The organism is Burkholderia sp. AU33803 (genome assembly GCF_002223095.1).
Lineage (GTDB): Bacteria > Pseudomonadota > Gammaproteobacteria > Burkholderiales > Burkholderiaceae > Burkholderia.
Genome location: NZ_NKFJ01000006.1, coordinates 231,730 through 250,258, shown reverse-complemented (window position 1 = coordinate 250,258; position 18,529 = coordinate 231,730). Strand labels below are relative to the sequence as shown.

The 18,529-nt window shown below is 60.9% G+C and carries 22 protein-coding genes; 18 read left to right on the top strand and 4 right to left on the bottom strand.

Annotation, left to right across the window (positions count from 1 at the left end; all coding sequences use genetic code 11):
• The first annotated feature begins 71 nt into the window (after positions 1-71).
• The 3 genes from CFB41_RS18295 to CFB41_RS18285 all read left to right on the top strand — a co-directional run bounded on the left by CFB41_RS18295 (position 72) and on the right by CFB41_RS18285 (position 1,100).
• The gene (locus CFB41_RS18295) at positions 72-407 is read left to right on the top strand and encodes a helix-turn-helix transcriptional regulator (RefSeq protein ID WP_071333376.1); all 336 of its coding nucleotides are present in this window, start codon (positions 72-74) and stop codon (positions 405-407) included.
• A 68-nt stretch (positions 408-475) separates the two neighbouring features.
• The gene (locus CFB41_RS18290) at positions 476-802 is read left to right on the top strand and encodes a helix-turn-helix transcriptional regulator (protein ID WP_012338904.1); all 327 of its coding nucleotides are present in this window, start codon (positions 476-478) and stop codon (positions 800-802) included.
• Between the two features lie 16 nt (positions 803-818).
• A complete protein-coding gene (locus CFB41_RS18285; protein WP_089457392.1) occupies positions 819-1,100 on the top strand; it encodes a helix-turn-helix transcriptional regulator in 282 nt (93 codons plus the stop codon).
• Positions 1,101-1,497: 397 nt separating this feature from the next.
• Here CFB41_RS18285 and CFB41_RS18280 read toward each other — a convergent pair whose 3' ends face one another.
• On the bottom strand, positions 1,498-2,331 hold the full coding sequence (locus tag CFB41_RS18280) for a FadR/GntR family transcriptional regulator (protein WP_089458912.1): 834 nt from the start codon (positions 2,329-2,331) through the stop codon (positions 1,498-1,500).
• Between the two features lie 239 nt (positions 2,332-2,570).
• Between CFB41_RS18280 and CFB41_RS18275 the strand changes: the two genes are divergently transcribed.
• From CFB41_RS18275 to CFB41_RS18220, 12 genes are all read left to right on the top strand, one after another.
• Positions 2,571-3,830 (top strand): acyl-CoA dehydrogenase family protein, encoded by a 1,260-nt coding sequence (locus CFB41_RS18275; protein WP_089457391.1) that lies wholly within the window; start codon positions 2,571-2,573, stop codon positions 3,828-3,830.
• 30 nt (positions 3,831-3,860) lie between these two features.
• Entirely contained in the window at positions 3,861-4,139 is a 279-nt protein-coding gene (locus CFB41_RS18270) for an acyl carrier protein (protein ID WP_089457390.1), read from the top strand.
• 121 nt (positions 4,140-4,260) lie between these two features.
• Positions 4,261-5,148 carry a 3-oxoacyl-[acyl-carrier-protein] synthase III C-terminal domain-containing protein gene (locus CFB41_RS18265; protein ID WP_256941081.1) on the top strand — a complete coding sequence of 296 codons (888 nt, stop codon included), beginning with the start codon at positions 4,261-4,263 and terminating at the stop codon, positions 5,146-5,148.
• Positions 5,145-6,080 (top strand): 3-oxoacyl-[acyl-carrier-protein] synthase III C-terminal domain-containing protein, encoded by a 936-nt coding sequence (locus CFB41_RS18260; protein WP_089457388.1) that lies wholly within the window; start codon positions 5,145-5,147, stop codon positions 6,078-6,080. The genes CFB41_RS18265 and CFB41_RS18260 overlap by 4 nt, the downstream gene beginning before the upstream one ends.
• A gap of 45 nt (positions 6,081-6,125) precedes the next feature.
• Entirely contained in the window at positions 6,126-7,736 is a 1,611-nt protein-coding gene (locus CFB41_RS18255) for an acyl-CoA ligase (AMP-forming), exosortase A system-associated (protein WP_089457387.1), read from the top strand.
• Complete coding sequence (locus CFB41_RS18250; RefSeq protein ID WP_089457386.1) at positions 7,733-8,941, top strand: pyridoxal-dependent decarboxylase, exosortase A system-associated; 1,209 nt, start codon at positions 7,733-7,735, stop codon at positions 8,939-8,941. The genes CFB41_RS18255 and CFB41_RS18250 overlap by 4 nt, the downstream gene beginning before the upstream one ends.
• Before the next feature lie 33 nt (positions 8,942-8,974).
• Positions 8,975-10,093 (top strand): acyl-CoA dehydrogenase family protein, encoded by a 1,119-nt coding sequence (locus tag CFB41_RS18245; protein ID WP_089457385.1) that lies wholly within the window; start codon positions 8,975-8,977, stop codon positions 10,091-10,093.
• Entirely contained in the window at positions 10,090-10,683 is a 594-nt protein-coding gene (locus CFB41_RS18240) for a GNAT family N-acetyltransferase (RefSeq protein ID WP_089457384.1), read from the top strand. The genes CFB41_RS18245 and CFB41_RS18240 overlap by 4 nt, the downstream gene beginning before the upstream one ends.
• A 476-nt stretch (positions 10,684-11,159) precedes the next feature.
• Positions 11,160-11,717, top strand: a complete 558-nt coding sequence (locus CFB41_RS38670) for a hypothetical protein (protein ID WP_256941080.1) — start codon at positions 11,160-11,162, stop codon at positions 11,715-11,717.
• Entirely contained in the window at positions 11,717-12,646 is a 930-nt protein-coding gene (locus CFB41_RS18230) for a 3-oxoacyl-ACP synthase (RefSeq protein WP_089457382.1), read from the top strand. The genes CFB41_RS38670 and CFB41_RS18230 overlap by 1 nt, the downstream gene beginning before the upstream one ends.
• 291 nt (positions 12,647-12,937) lie before the next feature.
• A complete protein-coding gene (locus CFB41_RS18225) occupies positions 12,938-13,726 on the top strand; it encodes a LuxR family transcriptional regulator (protein ID WP_089457381.1) in 789 nt (262 codons plus the stop codon).
• Between the two features lie 284 nt (positions 13,727-14,010).
• Positions 14,011-14,649 carry an acyl-homoserine-lactone synthase gene (locus CFB41_RS18220; protein ID WP_306427074.1) on the top strand — a complete coding sequence of 213 codons (639 nt, stop codon included), beginning with the start codon at positions 14,011-14,013 and terminating at the stop codon, positions 14,647-14,649.
• A gap of 111 nt (positions 14,650-14,760) precedes the next feature.
• Here the strand turns inward: CFB41_RS18220 and CFB41_RS18215 are convergent, their stop codons facing one another.
• The gene (locus CFB41_RS18215) at positions 14,761-15,321 is read right to left on the bottom strand and encodes a hypothetical protein (protein WP_089457379.1); all 561 of its coding nucleotides are present in this window, start codon (positions 15,319-15,321) and stop codon (positions 14,761-14,763) included.
• Positions 15,322-15,655: 334 nt separating this feature from the next.
• Between CFB41_RS18215 and CFB41_RS18210 the strand changes: the two genes are divergently transcribed.
• The 3 genes from CFB41_RS18210 to CFB41_RS18200 all read left to right on the top strand — a co-directional run bounded on the left by CFB41_RS18210 (position 15,656) and on the right by CFB41_RS18200 (position 17,750).
• Positions 15,656-15,958, top strand: coding sequence for an H-NS histone family protein (locus tag CFB41_RS18210; protein ID WP_089457378.1), 303 nt, complete (start codon positions 15,656-15,658; stop codon positions 15,956-15,958).
• Between the two features lie 322 nt (positions 15,959-16,280).
• Complete coding sequence (locus tag CFB41_RS18205; RefSeq protein WP_089457377.1) at positions 16,281-17,117, top strand: ion transporter; 837 nt, start codon at positions 16,281-16,283, stop codon at positions 17,115-17,117.
• A 144-nt stretch (positions 17,118-17,261) separates the two neighbouring features.
• A complete protein-coding gene (locus CFB41_RS18200; RefSeq protein WP_089457376.1) occupies positions 17,262-17,750 on the top strand; it encodes a heme-binding protein in 489 nt (162 codons plus the stop codon).
• Positions 17,751-17,849: 99 nt separating this feature from the next.
• Here CFB41_RS18200 and CFB41_RS18195 read toward each other — a convergent pair whose 3' ends face one another.
• The gene (locus tag CFB41_RS18195) at positions 17,850-18,230 is read right to left on the bottom strand and encodes a type II toxin-antitoxin system VapC family toxin (protein WP_089457375.1); all 381 of its coding nucleotides are present in this window, start codon (positions 18,228-18,230) and stop codon (positions 17,850-17,852) included.
• A complete protein-coding gene (locus tag CFB41_RS18190; RefSeq protein WP_089457374.1) occupies positions 18,227-18,433 on the bottom strand; it encodes a type II toxin-antitoxin system VapB family antitoxin in 207 nt (68 codons plus the stop codon). Before CFB41_RS18190 ends, CFB41_RS18195 begins: the two co-directional genes overlap by 4 nt.
• Between the last annotated feature and the right edge of the window lie 96 nt (positions 18,434-18,529).

Below are 18,529 nucleotides of genomic sequence, written 5' to 3'. Positions count from 1 at the left end.
TAAGTAACTCTTAGCCTTCAGACTAAGAAATACTTAGTGAAAAGTCCATTAAAAATTAAGAAACTCTTAGGATGCGTCGGACCTCATCGACATCCTCGATCTTTCCCAAGCGCCTCAGAGAGGCACGTCTGCGCTCGGGCCTGAGCCAGGAACAGCTCGGCATCGAAGCCGGGATTGACGAATTCTCGGCAAGCGCACGCGTGAATCAATACGAGACCGGCAAACACGCGCCCAAGCTCCAGACGGCGCACCGTCTCGCCCGAGTACTACACGTCCCAACCAGCTTCCTATACGAAGGCAATGACCTCCTTGCGCGGCTTCTCGTCGTGGCCGCACCGCTCCCGCAGGACAGCCAAGAAGCACTTCTCGAATACGCCGAACGGCTGTCACGAGCCACCACCTCTTGATTCCTGATACAGCCTCAGACTAAGAGTTACTTAGCAAACCGGGCAATCGATTCCGGGACACTTGATGCATGTCCAGCGACTCGACCGTCACCTCTGTGTTTTCGAAACGCCTGAAGCAGGCGCGGTTGCGTACCGACCTCACCCAGGAACAGCTTGGCATTCTCGCCGGAATCGACGAATTTTCCGCCAGCGCTCGCGTCAACCAGTACGAGAAGGGCAAGCATGCTCCAACCGTACAGACCAGCCAGCGGCTCGCGCGAGCGCTTCTCATTCCGACAAGCTTCCTGTACGAGGAGGACGACCTGCTGGCCAACCTCCTCTTAATTGCTGGGCGACTGAGCAAAGAAAAGAAGCGGGCCCTTGTCGCAGCGGCAGAATCGCTCGCGCAAGAATAGCTCGTCACTCCCGTCGGTGAATAGCACACCCACTGCGCACTTTATCAAGGCCCTTGGAGACGAAGTTCGCACTCGTCGCCAAACAAAGAAGCTCACCCAAGTGGGCCTCGCGACGCGGGCCAACGTTCATCCCAACACGATCTCTTTGGTCGAGCGTGCCCAAATCATCCCAAAGATCGACGCTCTACTTACGCTTGCTGCAGCCCTCGACACCTCTCTCTCGCAATTGGTTAAAGCGGCAGAGGCTCGGGCAGATCTTCGCCAGATCCCGTCGGCCTCACAGATACAGCAACCATGAGCCTCTCGCCGGCGGCGATCGGCCATTCGTCACTCGCAAGCCGCCCGCCAACGATCGCCGCTGCCTTGGAATAAAACCTCGCCCGCCTCGACCTGACGCGATGAGCCACCACGGAGATCGGTCGGACCGGCCGAGCGCACAGCTTCGGTCTTGACGTCTATTTATTATCATAAATTTACGATCGAATATCTCACCTGGTCAAGCGACAAAATGTCGGCGTTTACCCCCGGAAATTCCGATTAATCTCCCCGCCTATGTACGCTCGCGATGAGCGCACCTACTCTCATTTAGTTTATTTATTGCAATTAACCGGCGCATTGTGACCGACCTGTCATAAACTTCGGCGGGCATCCGCAGACCATGCGATGGCGCCCCCGTGCTGTGCGTGGATGCCGCCTCAGGACGCGTCGCGGCTCATCTGCGTATCGAGTTCGGAGTCGAGCACAAGCCTTTGCCTCAACGCGGCATGTACTTTCTGCAGTTGCGCCTCGGCCTCGTCCATATGCGCGGCCATCAAGCGCTCCACTGCCTGAGCATCGCGCCGCCTTGCAGCCTCGAGGATTGCACGGTGCGCAGCGAGCGTCGTACGGCCGAACGCCTGATAGTCACGCTGCGTGACGTTGCCCGCCACGATCACCAGCGAGTGCAGCATCTGATTAATGATCTGGCAGAGGCACCGTAAAAACGCGTTCGGATGGGCCGCGGCCAGCACGTCGTGAAAATGAATATCCTCGCAGCGCTGATCGAGCGCCTGCTCGTGGCCGACCACAAATGGCTCACACACTGAAATGCTGCGCTCGAGTGCTTCGAAATCTGCATCCGTCAAGTGCGCTACTGCGCCAGCAGCGACAATCGGCTCGAGCGTGCGTCGCACCGCATAGAGCTCCTCGAGCGTGATGTTCTCGAAGAACAAATAGTTCTGCAGTGCTTGGAACACCCGCGCAAGCGGCACACGCGTAATTGTGGCGCCTCCCTCAGGGCCGGTACTGAGACTCACGAGTCCCTGCACTTCCAGTGCCTTGAGCGCATCGCGCATTGAGCCGCGGCTCACGTTGAACATCTGCTGCAGCTCAGCTTCCTTGTTCAGGCGCTTGCCCGGGCGCACCCGCCCGTCATTAATCCAACCCTTGATCAGCTCGGCCACCTGATCGCCCCGCTTGGTCGTACGCGGGCCGCGTTTGTCCGGCGACATAGATTGCGTTTTACGCGTTGCTCGTTGTCGTTCTGCCATATTAGTCACGTCCGTGGTGGCCAGCGTCATTCCATATCGGCGCCATTATCGGACATCGCTATCGCTGCTGGCGAAAATCCCTGACCTTCCTCACCCGAAGCCACCCTCCCTAAGTTGGGAGGTAGCAAACCCTCTCTCAGATGCCTACGCTGCATGTCACACGGCATGGACGCCGCGCGAGCATGTCGTCCATGCCACGCCATCGGCCGGCGCGCGTGCGCCATTCGGAACGATCGGACATGCCAGACGCTCTGCAAACATCGCAACCGCACCATGACGTCGCAACGCTTAAGGCGGCCCTGGCAGCCTCCGGGCTGGATCTCGATCGACTGTGCGCGCAAATACGCGCACATCGCGACGAAGCCGACCGGACCGGACAAATCCCCGCAACGTTCTGGCAGAGCGATATGGTCCGCGCGTTGAACCTGAATCTCGTGCCGAGCCAATACGGGGGATGCCCCGGGGCGCAATCGCTCACCTCACGCGTGATGCTGATGGAATATCTGGGCCACGCGGACGCCGCGCTCGCGCTGGCGCTGCCCGGCCCAGGACTTGCCATGCCGCCGGTTCTCGCGCTCGCCAATGAACGGCAGCAGGCAGCATTCTTTGCGGGCTTTCACAGCGACGCGCCACGCTGGGGCGCGTTTGCGATTACGGAGCCCGATTGCGGGTCCGACGCAACAGCCATGCGGACATCGGCCCGCAAAACCGCGCACGGCTGGGTGCTCAATGGCACCAAATGTTTCACCACGAACGGCGCGCGCGCGAACACGATCATTACGTTCGCAACGATCAACCGCAACGCGGGTCGCTTCGGCATCCGGGCATTTTGCGTCGAGCACGACGCACCGGGGTTCTCGGTCACGCGTGTCGAACACATGGCCGGGCTGCGGGCCAGCCAACTGGCCGTGCTGTCGTACAGCGATTGCGAAGTGCCCGACGATGCTTGCCTCACGCACGACGACCAAGCGCCATTGAGCGACGCATTTTCCGGCGCACAACGGTCATGGGACTATTTTCGGCCGCTGCTCTCCGCAGTGATGGTCGGTACGTGTCGACGGGTACGTGACGAACTTGCAACCTATTTCGAATCAGGCTCACATCCGGCCGACCTGCGATGCGGTCCCGGCGACATCGACGTGCATCTTTTGGATCTCGACCGGCATATCACGACCGCGCACCTGCTCTGTCATCACGCAGCATGGCTCGCAGATCAGGGCCACCCGAGCGCCATGCACGCCTCGATGGCCAAGGCATACGCCGCACGCGTGACAGCCCACGTCACTCGAACAGCACTCGCACTCGTTGGGCTTGGCGGTATCGCGCATTGTCCATCGCTCGAACAATGCTGCCGAGACGCCAAGGCGTTCGACATCATGGAGGGTACCGGCGACATGCAGCGCCTGATGATCGCCCGCGCGGCGCAACGCGCGCCGCAATTGCCGTGGGAATCCGCTTCAAACGAGCTTGCACATTCGGTCGCCATGCCGCGTGCATGACCTCACCTTCCCTTCATACAGGAGACGTTCATGACATCCAATTCCGTATCAAATCGCCCTGACGATATTGCTACCGAGCTCAAATCCTGTCTGCTGTCAACGCTCGGCACGCATCTGAGCACCGAGCTCATCGATGGCGACACAAACCTCTTCGACCTTGGTGTCGATTCGATGAACATGACCGAGCTCCTGCTGCAAGTGGAGCAGCGCTTCAAGTTTGTGCTTGACCCTGACGATCTGAGCAGCGACCTCTTCCTGCGATTCGACAATCTGGTTGCATTCGTCGCCTCCCATGTTCCCTCGAACTGAGTCCAGGGTTCCCGTGCCCAGGATCGTCGCCACCGCTCAGTACATTCCATTCGCACGCAGCGCGCACCCTACACGCACCGACGTGAGCTCGCCGCTGCGGCGATGCCCGCTTGATTCCGTGATGCAAGCGGTCTATGGCGACACACTGCGCTGGCGTGACGAATGTGAGTCCCGACGCGGTCCAAAGGCGCCTTCGCCGCCTACGCTTTCAGACGAGCTCGTCGTAGCCGAGTCGAATCTTTCACTGTCCGATATGGCACTGCGCGCGACACACCTGCTGTATGACGGTGCATCACAACTTCCGCGGCCGGACCAGATCATCGTTTGCTCGACCAGCTTCGAACACGATCTGGCATTGTCCTGTGCGGGACGTTTGCATCACGAGCTCGCATCGCGTCGCCCGCCATTCGCGATCGGGCAGCTTCAGGACGTCTCGTTTGCAACGGCGCTCGATCTCACGCTAGCCATGATGGATGCGGACACCGAGCTCAATACCGTCCTGATTGTCGCGGCCGAGCGTTGGCTTCCCCCCTTTTCTCGGCACGTTGGCTTACACACGCTCCTCGCGGATGGAGCCGCTGCCGCCCTCGTCACACGCCATCCGACACCTGGCTGGCGCGTGCGCGGCCTGACCATCTGTACGCCGGCCACGCCCAGCAGCTCCAGCGTCATCGCAACGCCTGTCGATTCCGCCACGCTTATGGGCGCCATCAACAAGGCGCTGGCACGAGCTGCCTGTCAGGCCACACAAATGGACTGGATTGTCCCAGCGAAGCCGGATCACGGGCTGTTGCGCAGTATCCGTACGCACGGTGACTTGCCGCTCGAGCGCATCTGGCTCGCAGGTGACACGCCTGGCCATCTTTGCGCAGCACACACACCTGCGCGTCTTGATAGCCTCACACGGGCTGTGTCACCGCGCGATGGCCAACATCTGCTTGTATGGTCTACGGGATTTCACGGCCAGGTCGCCTGTGCGATTCTTCAATTCTGCGAAGCGCCATCATGAGAACGAGTCCCTTCTCGCTTTCCGCGGTCGCCCACAGTCTGCCGGCTCAAACCGTACATGTAAATCAGTGGGTCAAACGTTGCGGCCTGCCTAACGCGCGCGCTCGTGCACTGCGCGATCACGGTGTGGGGCATTTCCACGACGCCGAGGGTGAGTCACCAGCAAATCTGGCCGTACATGCGATCGCGAAACTTTTGCGCGAAACCGCCACACCACGCTCAACAGTCGATGCCCTCATTCACACACATACGATACAGACGAGCGTGCTCGCGCCACCTGCCAGTACTGCCCATTACATTCAACGCCATTGCGGACTGAACCGGGCATTGACGTTTTCCATCACGCAGCAGCAGTGCGTGTCTCCGATGGCAGCCATCAGGGTGCTGCTCGCGCTTGCGGCGCGACACCCCACCATCGAACGCGCCATCATCGTGTGTGCTGACGCCATCGGTTCGGGCTGCGATCGACTTCGCGCGATCGGGGACATGGCGCTGCATAGCGATGGCGCATGCGCGTTGCTACTTGACCGGGGGGCCGAACACAACGTCATCGCCAGCTTGCATCTATATACCGATGCGCGCTTCTTTCGCGGTACGGATGACACCTTGCAGCCGATTCCCGACGATCGGTACTACTGGTCGGCTTTTACCACCATGCGCGCAGCTATTCGCCAGGCAAACATCGCACCCGACGACATCGCGCACGTACTGCCTCACCACGTCAATCTACCAGGCTGGGCACGGTTGATGGGAATGCTCGCCATTCCCGAGGCGCGGCTATTCACCACGAATTTCGGCACGGTTGGCCACGCATTCGGTGCAGATCCGTTCATCAATTTCGAGACCTGTCGCAACCAGCAGGCCGGAGAATGGTCGTTGCTTTTTTCTAGCGGTCTGGCCGGCTGCTTCGGCGCCCTGGTGATTCGTCAATGACGTCCAACGAGCATCTTCCTCAACCCGACGACTCCATTCCACACCATGCGAAACATACTTGACCTCGTGCAGACAACCGCAAATCGGGCACCCAATTCGCACGCGATCGTCTTCGGCGATATCCGCCTGAGCTACCAGGAGCTTGCCGAGCGCGCATGCGCACTTGGCCACGCGATCACCTCGCTCGGTATCGCGCCCGGCGCACGTATCGGCATCTTTCTGGACAAGCGCATCGAAACCGTCGTTTCGCTGCTGGGTATTGCCGCCGCAGGCTGCGTTTTTGTGCCGATCAATCCGCTGCTCAAACCGCAACAGGTCGCACATATCCTGCACGACTGCGGCGCGATCTGCCTGATTACCAGCGCAATTCGAGCACGCTTGCTGGCCGAGAACGGGCCGCTCGCCCTCACCCATACGATCCTCACAGATGCCCCCGATGAAACGGCACCTACATACGACGGGACTGCACGGGTCTGTCGTTGGAGCGAGTGCCTCGCCCGGGACGCTGTCGACACGCAACGAAAAGCATCCGATGTCCCGACATCGGGCATTGATACGGACCTCGCGGCCATTCTCTACACATCCGGCTCGACGGGGCGACCCAAGGGCGTCATGCTCAGCCACCGCAACCTGCTCGAAGGCGCGTGGAGCGTCGCTCATTATCTGAACCATACGCGCGCCGATCGAATTCTGGCCGTACTACCGCTTAGCTTCGATGCAGGCCTGAGCCAACTCACGTCGGCGTGGACGAGCGGCGCCACTGCTATCCTTGTCAATTATCTCTGTCCACAAGACGTGATAGAGGCCTGCGCGCGTGAGCAAATCACCGCGATCACGGGCGTGCCTCCCATGTGGATGCAGCTGGCCCATGCTCGCTGGCCCGATGCAGCGCGCGCCGCGCTGCGCTACTTTGCCAATACCGGCGGCCGCATGCCCAGGGCAGTACTGCAACGCCTGCGTGCGCTGTTTCCGCAGGCCAAACCCTACCTCATGTATGGTCTGACCGAGGCGTTCCGCTCGACCTACCTCGACCCTGCCGAAGTCGATCACCGTCCTGACTCGATCGGCAAGGCCGTGCCCAACGCACGCATTTTGGTCGTGCGCCCCGATGGTTCGCCGTGTGCGCCTGATGAACCCGGCGAACTTGTACATGTCGGCGCATGCGTCACGATGGGCTACTGGGGTGATGCAGCGCGAACCTCTGAGCGCTATCGTCCCTCTCCCGAGCAAAAACCTGGCGGGGCTGCGCCGGACACCGCCGTCTGGTCGGGGGACCTCGTGCGACGCGATGCACACGGCTTTCTGTATTTCATTGCGCGCAACGACGCGCAAATCAAGAGTTCCGGCTACCGGATTAGCCCGGAAGAAATCGAGGAAACCATCCACGAAAGTGGTCTTGTTTCCGAAGTCGCCGCCGTGGGTGTGCCCGATGATGCGCTTGGCGAGACGATCACGCTGGTCGTCGTGCCGGCAGCCACGCCGTTTCTCGCCCAAACGCTGCTGTCGTGGTGCAAGCAACGCCTGCCCGGCTACATGGTGCCGCATCGCATCATCGTTCAGACGGACATCCCGCGCAACGCCAACGGCAAATTCGATCGCGTGGCCTTGCGAGAAGCACTCGTGAGCGCGCCGAACAACCAAGCGAGGCCAATATGAATCGATCATTGACCCGCCGCCATGACGTCCTGTTCGCCGACAGTATCGATGTCACGCGGCTTGCCAATCGTGCAGGGTCCACGCCCTTTTTCGTCTATGCGCGCGCCGCAATCGATGCCCGCGTGTGCCAGTTGCGTGCAAAACTGCCGGCGTCGATACAGTTGCATTACTCGCTCAAGGCCAATCCAATGCCTGCTGTCGTACACCATCTGGCCACGCGCATCGACGGCTTTGACGTGGCCTCCGGCGCCGAGTTGGCATTGGCGCTCAACGCAGGCATGCCGCCTGATCAGATCGGCTTTGCCGGTCCGGGCAAAACACGTGAGGAGCTACGGTGTGCAGTGGCCAGCGGCGTGAACGTGCATATCGAATCGCTCACTCAACTGCATCTGGTGGCAGCCCTTGGCTGGGAGCTGGGCCTGCGCCCAAACGTGACAATTCGCGTGAACCCGGATTTTCAGATCACGCACGCCGGCATGCGCATGGGCGGGGGAGCAACTCAGTTCGGCATCGACGCCGAACAGGTTCCGGCACTACTGCAAGAACTGGGCGCATGTGACGTGACACTGGCGGGTTTCCATGTCTTCTGGGGTTCGCAGTGCCTGCACCCGGCTACCATCGTCGAAGCACAGCGGCGCAGTGCCGAGCTCGTCATGCAGCTCGCATCCGATTTGCCACTGCCGCCCCGGTACGTGAATCTGGGCGGCGGTTTTGGCATTCCCTATTTCGCAGGCGAAGTGCCGCTCGATCTCGATGCCGTCGCCCAGCCAATGCACGCCTGGCTCTCGCGCATGCAACGGGCTTTGCCCGGTGTGCGCCCCGTGCTCGAACTTGGGCGCTACCTGGTCGGCGAGGCCGGTGCCTATGTATGCCGCGTCATCGATCGAAAAGTTTCACGCGGCACCACCTTCCTTGTTACCGACGGTGGCCTGCACCACCACCTCGCGGCCTCGGGCAACTTCGGTCAGGTACTGCGCCGCAATTTCCCAGTAGTACTCGGCAATCGGTTCGGCGATACGCCAACTGAACGATGTCACATCGTCGGCTGCTCGTGCACTCCGCTTGATCACATCGCCGATGACGTGCTGCTTCCCGAAGCTCGGATTGGCGACTTCGTTGTCGTTCTGCAATCGGGTGCCTACGCGCGCTCGGCAAGTCCCCGGGATTTCCTCGGTCATCCCGCAGCAATCGAGATGCTCGTCTGACACCGATGACTCACACCCAATACGGAGAGAGCCATGATGCGCAACCCTGTACCGCCATCGTCCGATCTGGTGCCGCCCACATGGACCGTATCTGACGATCAGCGCGCACTCGTCACCGCCTGCCAACGCTTCGCTCAAGACCAGCTCGAGCCTTTGCTCGCTGCCCCGCCGTCGCAAGCGGACTGGCGCGATATCGTCACACATGCAAGCTCGCTGGATCTGGGAACCATGATTTTGCCGACGTCCCTAGGTGGTATGGCCATCGGCCAGCACGATCTCAGCGGTATTGTAAGCACGTTGGCCTGTGGCCCGATTGAACGCGCCGCACAACTCACTCAGAGCATTCCGGCGCTCATGACGCTGCGCGCATACGACATGCTCGACGCGCTCGCGCCTCATCCCATCGGTGACTACTTTAACGGCACGCGCGCAATCGCGCTTACAGTGCCAGATTTTCACGCCGCCACGCTCTGGCACCTGCAAGATCAAGATTGCACGCCTGTTGCACCGCTGATGCTCGCACCGCATGCCTGCGGCTTCGCCCTCATCGACTCGACCCACGGGAGCGCTGACGCATGCCGCCGCTGCCTCGTTGTACTTGGCGCCCTTTCACTCGAGCAATGGCGCTGCAAAGGAACACTGCAGGCCGCCGCACTTGCCTCGATCGATCAGTGCGATGCGCAAAGCGATTCTCCCGCGCAGACATGGCTCACCAACATCGCCCTGTACTTGTCGGCCTTGCTCAACGGTGCCATGCAGCACGACGTTGCATTTGCACTTCGCTACGGAGCCGAGCGACGCGCATTTCGCAAGCCGATCATGCTACATCAGCGCGTGGCCACGCGGCTGGCCGACATGCTCATTGCAACGCAAGGCACGCATCTTTTCTTGAGCGCGCTCACGCTTGCCGAGCCGAACATATCAACCGCGCTCGTGCGCCAGCTGGTCCGTCACATTGCAGCCGAATACGTGGAGCTTACCCATGAGCTTGTTCAATTTTGCGGCGCACACGGCTATGTCTCAGGGTTGCCGCCCGCTGCGCGCCTGACGACATGTCACTGGTTCGCGATGTTCCTCATGCGTGTTGATACGGCGCTCGCTCAGCTCACGGCCCCACATCCGCTCGACTCCAGCACAGGCGCATCGACATGAATGCACACCAATTCTCCCACCATCGCCGCTTGTGCGAACCCCATTCGGTCAGATCCGCGACGTCGCCACCTGAGTGCTGGCTGCGCGAAGCGAATCGCGACGACATGCGCGATATCGCCGATTGGCTGGCGCGTCCAGCCATTGCGCAGTGGTTTGACTTCGGGCTCGGTCGACAATCGCTTACCCTACTCGCGGTCCAGGCGATGACACAAAGTGATCGACATCGACTACGCGTATTTGGCGTGCACGGCACGAACCGCCCAAGCGGACTGGTCGCAATCAGCGATGTTACTCACCGGTTTGGTCTCGGCTCCTTCTGGGTGCTGCGCGACCCGACTCGCGCCGCTTGCGCGAACATGACGCTCGTAGCTTCGAGACAGGTGCTTCGAGAAGGTTTCGAGCGTGATCAACTGCATTGCATTGGTGCGTGGGCGGCGCAAAGCAATATTCGGTCACAGCGACTGCTCGCACGTTTGGGGTTTCGCCTCATCGGTTTGCAACGCGACTGCCATGTCATCGACGGCCAACGCACGGGGCGTCTGCTCTACGACCTGCTCCCGCACGACCTAAGCCTTCCGACGCCAATATGATGCCCCCGGTCGTCACCGCACTGTGCTCCTACGTGCCGCCCGTTATGGCGCTCGACGGACAGATATCGGCCATGGAGTCCACCGAGGCGAGGCCGCTTGCCGGCTGGGATGCGTGGATGACACTGTGGCGCACAGAATGGACGCCGTTCGGGCCGACAGCAATGCCACGTATCGGTCCCGGCGATAGGTCCCTGCGTGCACCGGTCGCCCACACCACCGATCTGTCGGGGCTTGCGGCATGCGTCACGCGGGCGATCTGTGCCGCTCGACCTTGCGCTGCCGCGCCGGTTGATGTCGTCATTTTTTGCCACAGCAGTGCCGACGAACATGTCTCGACAACGACCGCAGGGCGTCTAGCAAGCGTGGTAGGTGCTCCAAGTAGCCCATGTTTCTCCTTCTCAATTTCGCAGCAGGGCAGCGCTGCCCCATTCACGGCCTTGCGGCTGGCTCGGGACCTATTCGTCGCCGAACCCGACGTGCATACGATCCTGATTGCTGCCGCAGAGAAGTGGGTGGCACCGTTTTCTCGCCGCACTGAAATGGGCCCACTGCAAGGGGACGCGGCCGCCGCCGTCCTTCTGGAGCGCTTTGGTGCAAGCACACGCGGCTTACGCCTCATCGACGCTCAAACACACCCTTGTCCGGCACCACGCGGCGACTCGCCGCATCGTCACGCGCACCCTGACTCACATCTATTTCAGACGATGCTCCAATTGATCACCGCGTTGCTCGCAAAACACGCGATTGCCCCGTGCAATGTCACCGCCGTCGGACAATGCCACACGCACGCGCTTGTAACTGCACTGCAGCAGGAACTGGGTATCGCCTCGCTTGCACGCGTGCGCACGCACGATGCGAATCTCGGTGCAGCGGATTCGATCGAACAATTGACGTGCATGGTCCAGACGCATACCTTGCCGTCGCAAGGCATCCTCTTGCTATGGGATATCGCCTCGTGCGGCTATGTAGGCTGCGCGCTACTCGACGCACATCGTGCGCCTGTGCTCGCGCGCTCCCTTGGCGCGAACTCCTGATGGTAGACATCACAATCGGCATCCCGTGTGTCGCCTACCATCTTCCTGAACATGTCGACTCCGTTCGCCACTGGGCACGCCGCACCGGTCAACCCGCTGCCGTGGTGGCAAAGCTCGAGCAGGCGGGCGTACGCAATTTTCACGTGGCGCGCGGGCAAAGTGCCTTCAGTCTCGCGATCCAAGCTGTCGACTCGCTGCTGCGCAATGCACCAATCGCCGCCGAGTCAATCGACTGCCTGGTCTACACTCACACGCTGCAGGGCAGCATCGCGCCGCCACCAGCATCTTTGCCGCGGCAGCTATGCGAGCATTTTGGCCTTGTAGGCGTCCAGTCGTTCTCGTTTGCCCAGCAACACTGCGCGTCCTCGCTCGGTGCGTTGCGCATCATTCGTGCAATGTTCATCGCACACCCCGCCCTCCATCGCGTACTGATCGTTGGGGCAGACGTGATGCCTATGGAGACCGAACGCGCGATGGGCACATCAGCGCTGCTCAGCGACGGCGCATTCGCCGCGTTGGTCGAGCGCCACGCGCGCACCAATCGCCTCGTCGCACTGGCCACACACGCAAGTGGTCGCGGCTGGCGCGGAATGCTAGGGCAGACCGAAGCGAGTTTCCTTGCGCAGTACCAGCTCGTCGCGCGAAAACTCATCACGCAAGTCACTCAGGATGCACACATTGCGCTCACCGAGCTCTATCGCATCTTGCCGCCTCATCTGAATCAGCCTGCCTGGCGGCGTCTCGTCCAATCGATGGGTCTGCCACCCGAACGCCTTTTCGCGCACAATTTTTCCCGTATCGCGCACGTCACCGTATGCGATCCATTTATCAACCTGGCCGACTGCGGCCCACTCGCGCCAGGCGCCCCCTTGTTGCTCTATGCACAGGGCGTAGGAGGATTTTCAGCTACCGCGTTGCTGATTCATTAGACGCGCACACTCCACACCCGGTCGGCCCTGGAAACCTACGGTCGCATGCCATGCAGCGGCGAGTCGATGCGATATACGCGAGTGTGTTGGTCGATGTATCAAAACATTACATTTTTATGGCTGTGATTTGGCGACAAGCGACTACACTTTTTTTGCACGGCGCATCGAGCAGTCACTAGCAAAACAAGCGTCACCTCAATCGCCACGCATTGTGCTACTTCAATCTCAATCAACGCACGCACGACCACCGCGCCGTGCGCCAGCGCGCGAAGTTCCTGCGAGAGGGCCCCAGTGGATCGAGTCTGTCAATGCGGCGCGGGTAACCCACCCATCGTACCGCTGCCTTCAACATCAAACCTGGCCAGCCGATGGGCACCGCTGGCCACTGCCTTTCTCAATACCGTGGACCTATCGTCTTTGCTAAAGTTGTTCGGTGACGTGTCCGCTTCGTTGGGCTTCCCACGCTTTGCCATTAGCCGAGTATCGCGAAGACACGCGGGGAACGGTCGGGCAATGGCGGTCGAGACGCTTTGCGCATGCTATCCGGATCATTGGGTCGCGCATTACGCGCAACGAGACTACGGTCCGGTCGATCCGGTCCATCGAATGGCGTTTGCCCGTGCCACACCCTATCGATGGGCCGACATCAGAGGCTTGAATCGCATCGAGCAACGCGTGCTCGGCGAAGCACGCGACGCGGGATTAACCAGTGGCGTGAGTATCCCGCTTCGCGAGGCCAACGGCGACATCCTGCTGGTGAATCTCGCCAGTCCGTCACCGGAGATCAGGACAGAAGTCCACCTGCGGCTCGCGAGCTTAATTGGCGCACTCTTTCATCAAGAGCTTCATCGATTGATGAAGCCACGTCGGCCTGAGCCGTCACTTCAACTCTCTCCGCGCCAGCAAGAGTGCCTTGCCTGGGTCGCACGGGGTAAATCTTCATGGGCGATCGCCGCCATTGTCGGCATATCGCCTCATACCGTCGACTACCATATCGCCGAAGCAATGAAGATTCTGGGCATCAACAGTCGAACCGCGGCAGCTGTGCATGCCGTCGCAACCGGCTTGATCCAGGTGTAAGCGGCCAGCGGGGCCATCGACCGCAGTTCCTGCCGGCCACCCCACCAACGACTGGGTCTCACGTGGACTCGTGGCGCCATCAGCACATTCGGGCTTGTCCCCCGTGCTCACGCAATCGGATGCGGCGCGGGGGCGAGTCGCAACCAGCGTCCTGTCAACTTCAGCAGCGTCGCACCTCCCCACCTAACTAGTTCACCTCACCTCACGCGCTTGATAGCGTGGCATCGGTTATTTTGCGTGAGGGGAAAACCGTGCCATTCATCTTCGCTGGCGGTCTCGACGACATGCCAACCACGATGCATCGACGCCTCGGCGTGTTCCGATACGACGTGTTCGTAGGTCGACTGGGTTGGCAGTTGCCCGGAGCGGACGCGACGAGCCTGACCGAATGGGATCAATTTGATCGCGGTCGTACGATTCACGTTGTCTCGGTCGATCAGGCTCAGCACATTTGCGGGTGTGCGCGATTGATACCGACTACACAGCCGTATTTGCTCCAAACACTATGCGCGCCTTCAGCGGCTCTGGACTTACCGTGCGCCCCCACGATTTGGGAACTGTCGCGGTTTGCCGCGCGCTGCGGGGTAAGTCCAACCACACGCGCCTCAACTGGCATGCAGCTGTTTCCATCGATTCTCGCGATTGCGGCGTCGCTGGGCGCGACATGCGTCATTGGTGCCATGACACGTGCCGTGGCACGGCTATACCAGCATTGCGGTCTGGCGCTGCAACTCGTCAACACCGTCGAAAACGCAGGTCGTCCAGACTACCTGATCGGTGCAATCGAACTTAGCCGATCGACGTTCACGAACCTGGGGTGCGACGCTCACGCGCTACTGGGTGCCGTGACATGGCTCGGTGCCCGTCACGCGCGAGTGGGACTTTCGACGTTGGCGCCTCCACCTGAAACCAGCGACCATTGATCCAGGCCGCTGGCCGGTGCCGGACTCCGTGTCTGAGCAGAAACTGATGCCGCATCTCGGCGAGATGCCGCACAGCTCCCGGTTTGAAAACGCCGACTGGGCGCGAACCTGCTACGTGCGTGGGCCCGAGCGATGATGTCGGCGATCCGCGTCTTTCACCCAGTCCGGCCGAATCGCAGATGCGTATGCCTGAGCACTGCGTGACGCTTCGCCATTGGGCTGAGCAGAAAACCCAAGGCGCTCGTCGATGGCGCGCGCCACGGTCGACGATTTGGGCAGGCGTCGAGGATCACAATCAGCCCAAAACGTGAACATGCTCTCAAACAGCACGCCCAAGATCGTGGTCGTATAAGGCAATTCGACCGTGACAAGCTTGCCGGTTGAATCAGCTCGCATGGGCAAATCGGTCATTGGCATTGCGGTGTCGCCCATGCCCATATACATCGCGTGAAGCTCGCGTTGCAAGCGCGTCTCGACGTCGCAATGGCTGATCGAAGAATTGACAATTACACGGGTCAGTTTGGCGAGTTCCTGGGTTTTCAGTTCGAGGCGATTGTGCAATCGACCGACTTCCTGTTCTACTCGCCGCACCCGCGCTTGCAGCGACGAGTGTTCGTCGAGCGGTGGCGAACACCGCTCGTTCGTGTAGTCAGCCTTCTCGGGGCGTTCCATGCGTCCACCTCTTCACGACCATGATCACCTCGGCACAGAGCCACAACGGGACCAACCTACTCAAAAGCGCCAGCACCGCGCGCAAAAAAACTGGCTGAAGCACTACGCACTCGATGTGTGACGTCGTCGCATATCGTTGGCCGGTCCGCCAATGCAGTGTTTATTGCAGAACGACGCGTCGTCAACTAGGAGACTATGGAGGTCAGAAGCCTCAAGTTTTCCGCGACAATCCATTCGAACGCACGCACCCTCGCTTTCGCGAGCTGGTTTAACTGGTCCTACGAGCCGATCTTTCCGAATTGCGACGCGAGCTCATCCGATAGGAGTCGATTCGATGCCAACGTATCTCGAATTGAAGGCGCAAGCTGAACAGCTCAGACAACAAGCGGAACAGGCCCGCCTGGCTGAGCTTGACATTGTTCTCGCGGAGGTTCGCGCGCGTGTGGCCGAATACGCGCTGACTGCCGAGCAGATCTTTGGACGCCGGCGCAGCGCATCCGCCACGCGGGTCGGACAAGGTCGTATCCCGGCTCGGTATCGCGATCCCAAAACAGGCGCGACGTGGAGTGGACGCGGCCGCGAACCCGGCTGGATCAAGGGGAAAAAGCGCGAGCGGTTCCTGATCGAACAGGCCTAGACGGGCATCGGGTGGTTTTCCGTCCCGTCTCATGTTGCGCGCGCAAGGTACATCAGTTGCGTTGAGCGGGCACAGCGCACAACGTCTCGGGACTACGTTCGATGAGCGCCAATACGGCCCGGTGCAAGTCTGCGAAGCACATGCGTTAAAGACTCAGAATGGCACCGATAGGCTGAGCGGCACTAACTCGAGACGCGCCATTGCGTCAATCTTTATGGTTTTCGGCACACCCCTATAAACAGGGCCAGAACGTGGCCTCAGACAAGTTGATATCGGACAGGTCCGATTGGCCGGGCGAGATGCCGTCCGTACACTGCTGCACATGATTTCGCTGATCCAGTCCTCCGTCAATACGGCGCGCAATGCGCTCACGCATGTCGTGCGCCGCCCTTCGTTCCTGCGCAAGCTCGACATCGCGGTGCTCGTGCTGATTGTCGCGAGCGTGCTCGTCGTGATGGCCGACAGCGTGCAGGAGCTGCATGCGCAGTACGGCCACACGCTCTATGCGGCCGAATGGGCGTTCACGCTGCTGTTTTCGGCCGAGTACCTGCTGCGCCTTTGCACCGCGAAGAAGCCGGCCGCGTATGCGCGCAGCTTCTTCGGCATCGTCGATCTCGTGTCGGTGTTGCCGACCTATCTCGCGTTCTTCTTCCCCGGCCTGCATGCGCTGATCGACGTGCGGCTGCTCCGGCTGCTGCGCGTGTTCCGCATCCTCGGGCTGTCGATCTATCTCGAGGAAGGGCAGGTGCTGATGCGCGCACTGACCCGCGCGCGGCGCAAGATCTTCGCGTTCATCGGCGGGATGTTCGTGCTGACGGTGATTCTCGGCACCGTGATCTTTCTCGTCGAAGGGCCGGAGAACGGCATCACGAGCATTCCGGTGGGCGTGTACTGGGCAGCCGTGACGATGAGCACGACCGGCTACGGCGACCTGACGCCGCATACGCCGCTCGGCCGGCTCATCACGTCGTGCGCAATCCTGCTCGGCTACGGGATCATCGCGTTTCCCACCGGCATCATGGGCGCGGAGCTGGTCGCGTCGGCGCTGGAGCGCACGCGGGCGAGCGCACGGCAAGCCATGGGCGATGAGCCGTGCTGTCCGCATTGCGGCGTCTCGCTGCCGGAGCGCGGCACGAGCGACACGCCGCATCAAAAATAGGCCCCGTCCTATTCAGCTTCACCGTCCCCTGGTCGAAACTGGGCTCATCGAGCGGTCCGGTCGCTGCATCGCCGGGCATCACGACACGCGATGCGCGCCGCGAATTCGCCGCTCGCTTTCCAGCCATTTCGATAAGGAGTTCACATGATCATTCGATCGACCCTGGCGACGCTCGCCGCCGCTGCACTGACCACCGCCGCTTCCGCACAAGTCCTTCAGGAAAAGAACCTGTCGCTGAACCTCGCGACCGAAATCGCGCAGCAGACCATCCAGGCCTGCTCGGCCAGCGGCTACAACGTGGCCGTCACCGTCGTCGACCGCAGCGGCATCGCACGCGCGATGCTGCGCGCCGACCATGCCAGCCTGCATACGGTGGATGCGTCGCAACGCAAGGCCTATACGGCGCTGTCGACGAAGACGCCGACCGGCACGCTCGCCACGAACCTGCAGAAGAATCCGGCCGCCGCGCAGATGGCGGCCATCGACGGGTTCCTGGTGCTGGGCGGCGGCGTGCCGATCAAGGTCGGCGACGAAGTGATCGGCGCGGTGGGGGTGGGCGGGGCGCCGGGCGGGCATCTCGATGAAGCCTGTGCGCAGCAGGGGATCGCGCGCGCTCAAGCGAAATTGCTGTAACTCGGTGGCGCGGATCTTGGCAAGTTGAACCCGGGCACGCGCCATATCCCGTTAGTCGATCCACGGGGCTCGAACCAACATCGAAGGCACGTCCGACGCTTAGACAGATGTCGAGCGAAACTCTACGGCAAAGCGATCCGCCAACGCGGCGAGGCGCCGGTCCAACGTCCAGAAGCGCGCCCCAGGCGTAATCAGTGTCGACGCCAACAAAGTCAAATCTACGAGGCCACATCCCATGCCGTATAGCCGCTCGCGCTCCACGAATGCCATAACCTCCTGCATGCTGGCTTGATTGCACTCCTGAAGCAGCCCAAGGTCGTTGAGTGTTCGCAGCCGCGGCGCCGGCGGCGTCCCGCACGAAAGTTCGCCTAGCACCATCGGATGCATCAATACGGCATCGAGCGCGAGCAATCCGAGCAGCGTTTGATTTCTGTTGCGAAAGTGATCGACCCAGACAGACGTGTCAATCAACACATTCATTGCGATTCCGGCTCTTCGCGCCGCCGCGGAATATCGGCCATGTCAGACATAGTCCCGCCCAGCGCTGCCAGACGCTTGGCGGCCTGGACACGTACAAACGTCTTGATTGCCTCCCGGAACAGGTCCGCCTTGTCCATTCCTGGCTCAGCCATTTGCAGTGCCTTCGTATAGAGATCGTCGTCGATCGTCACTGTAGTTCGCATGATTCACCCATCATCAAAATTGATGCAATATTGCCTCAATATTAGCACCAACCGCTCACGCAAGCAGACGAAAACCCTCGTCCACCGAGAAATGGA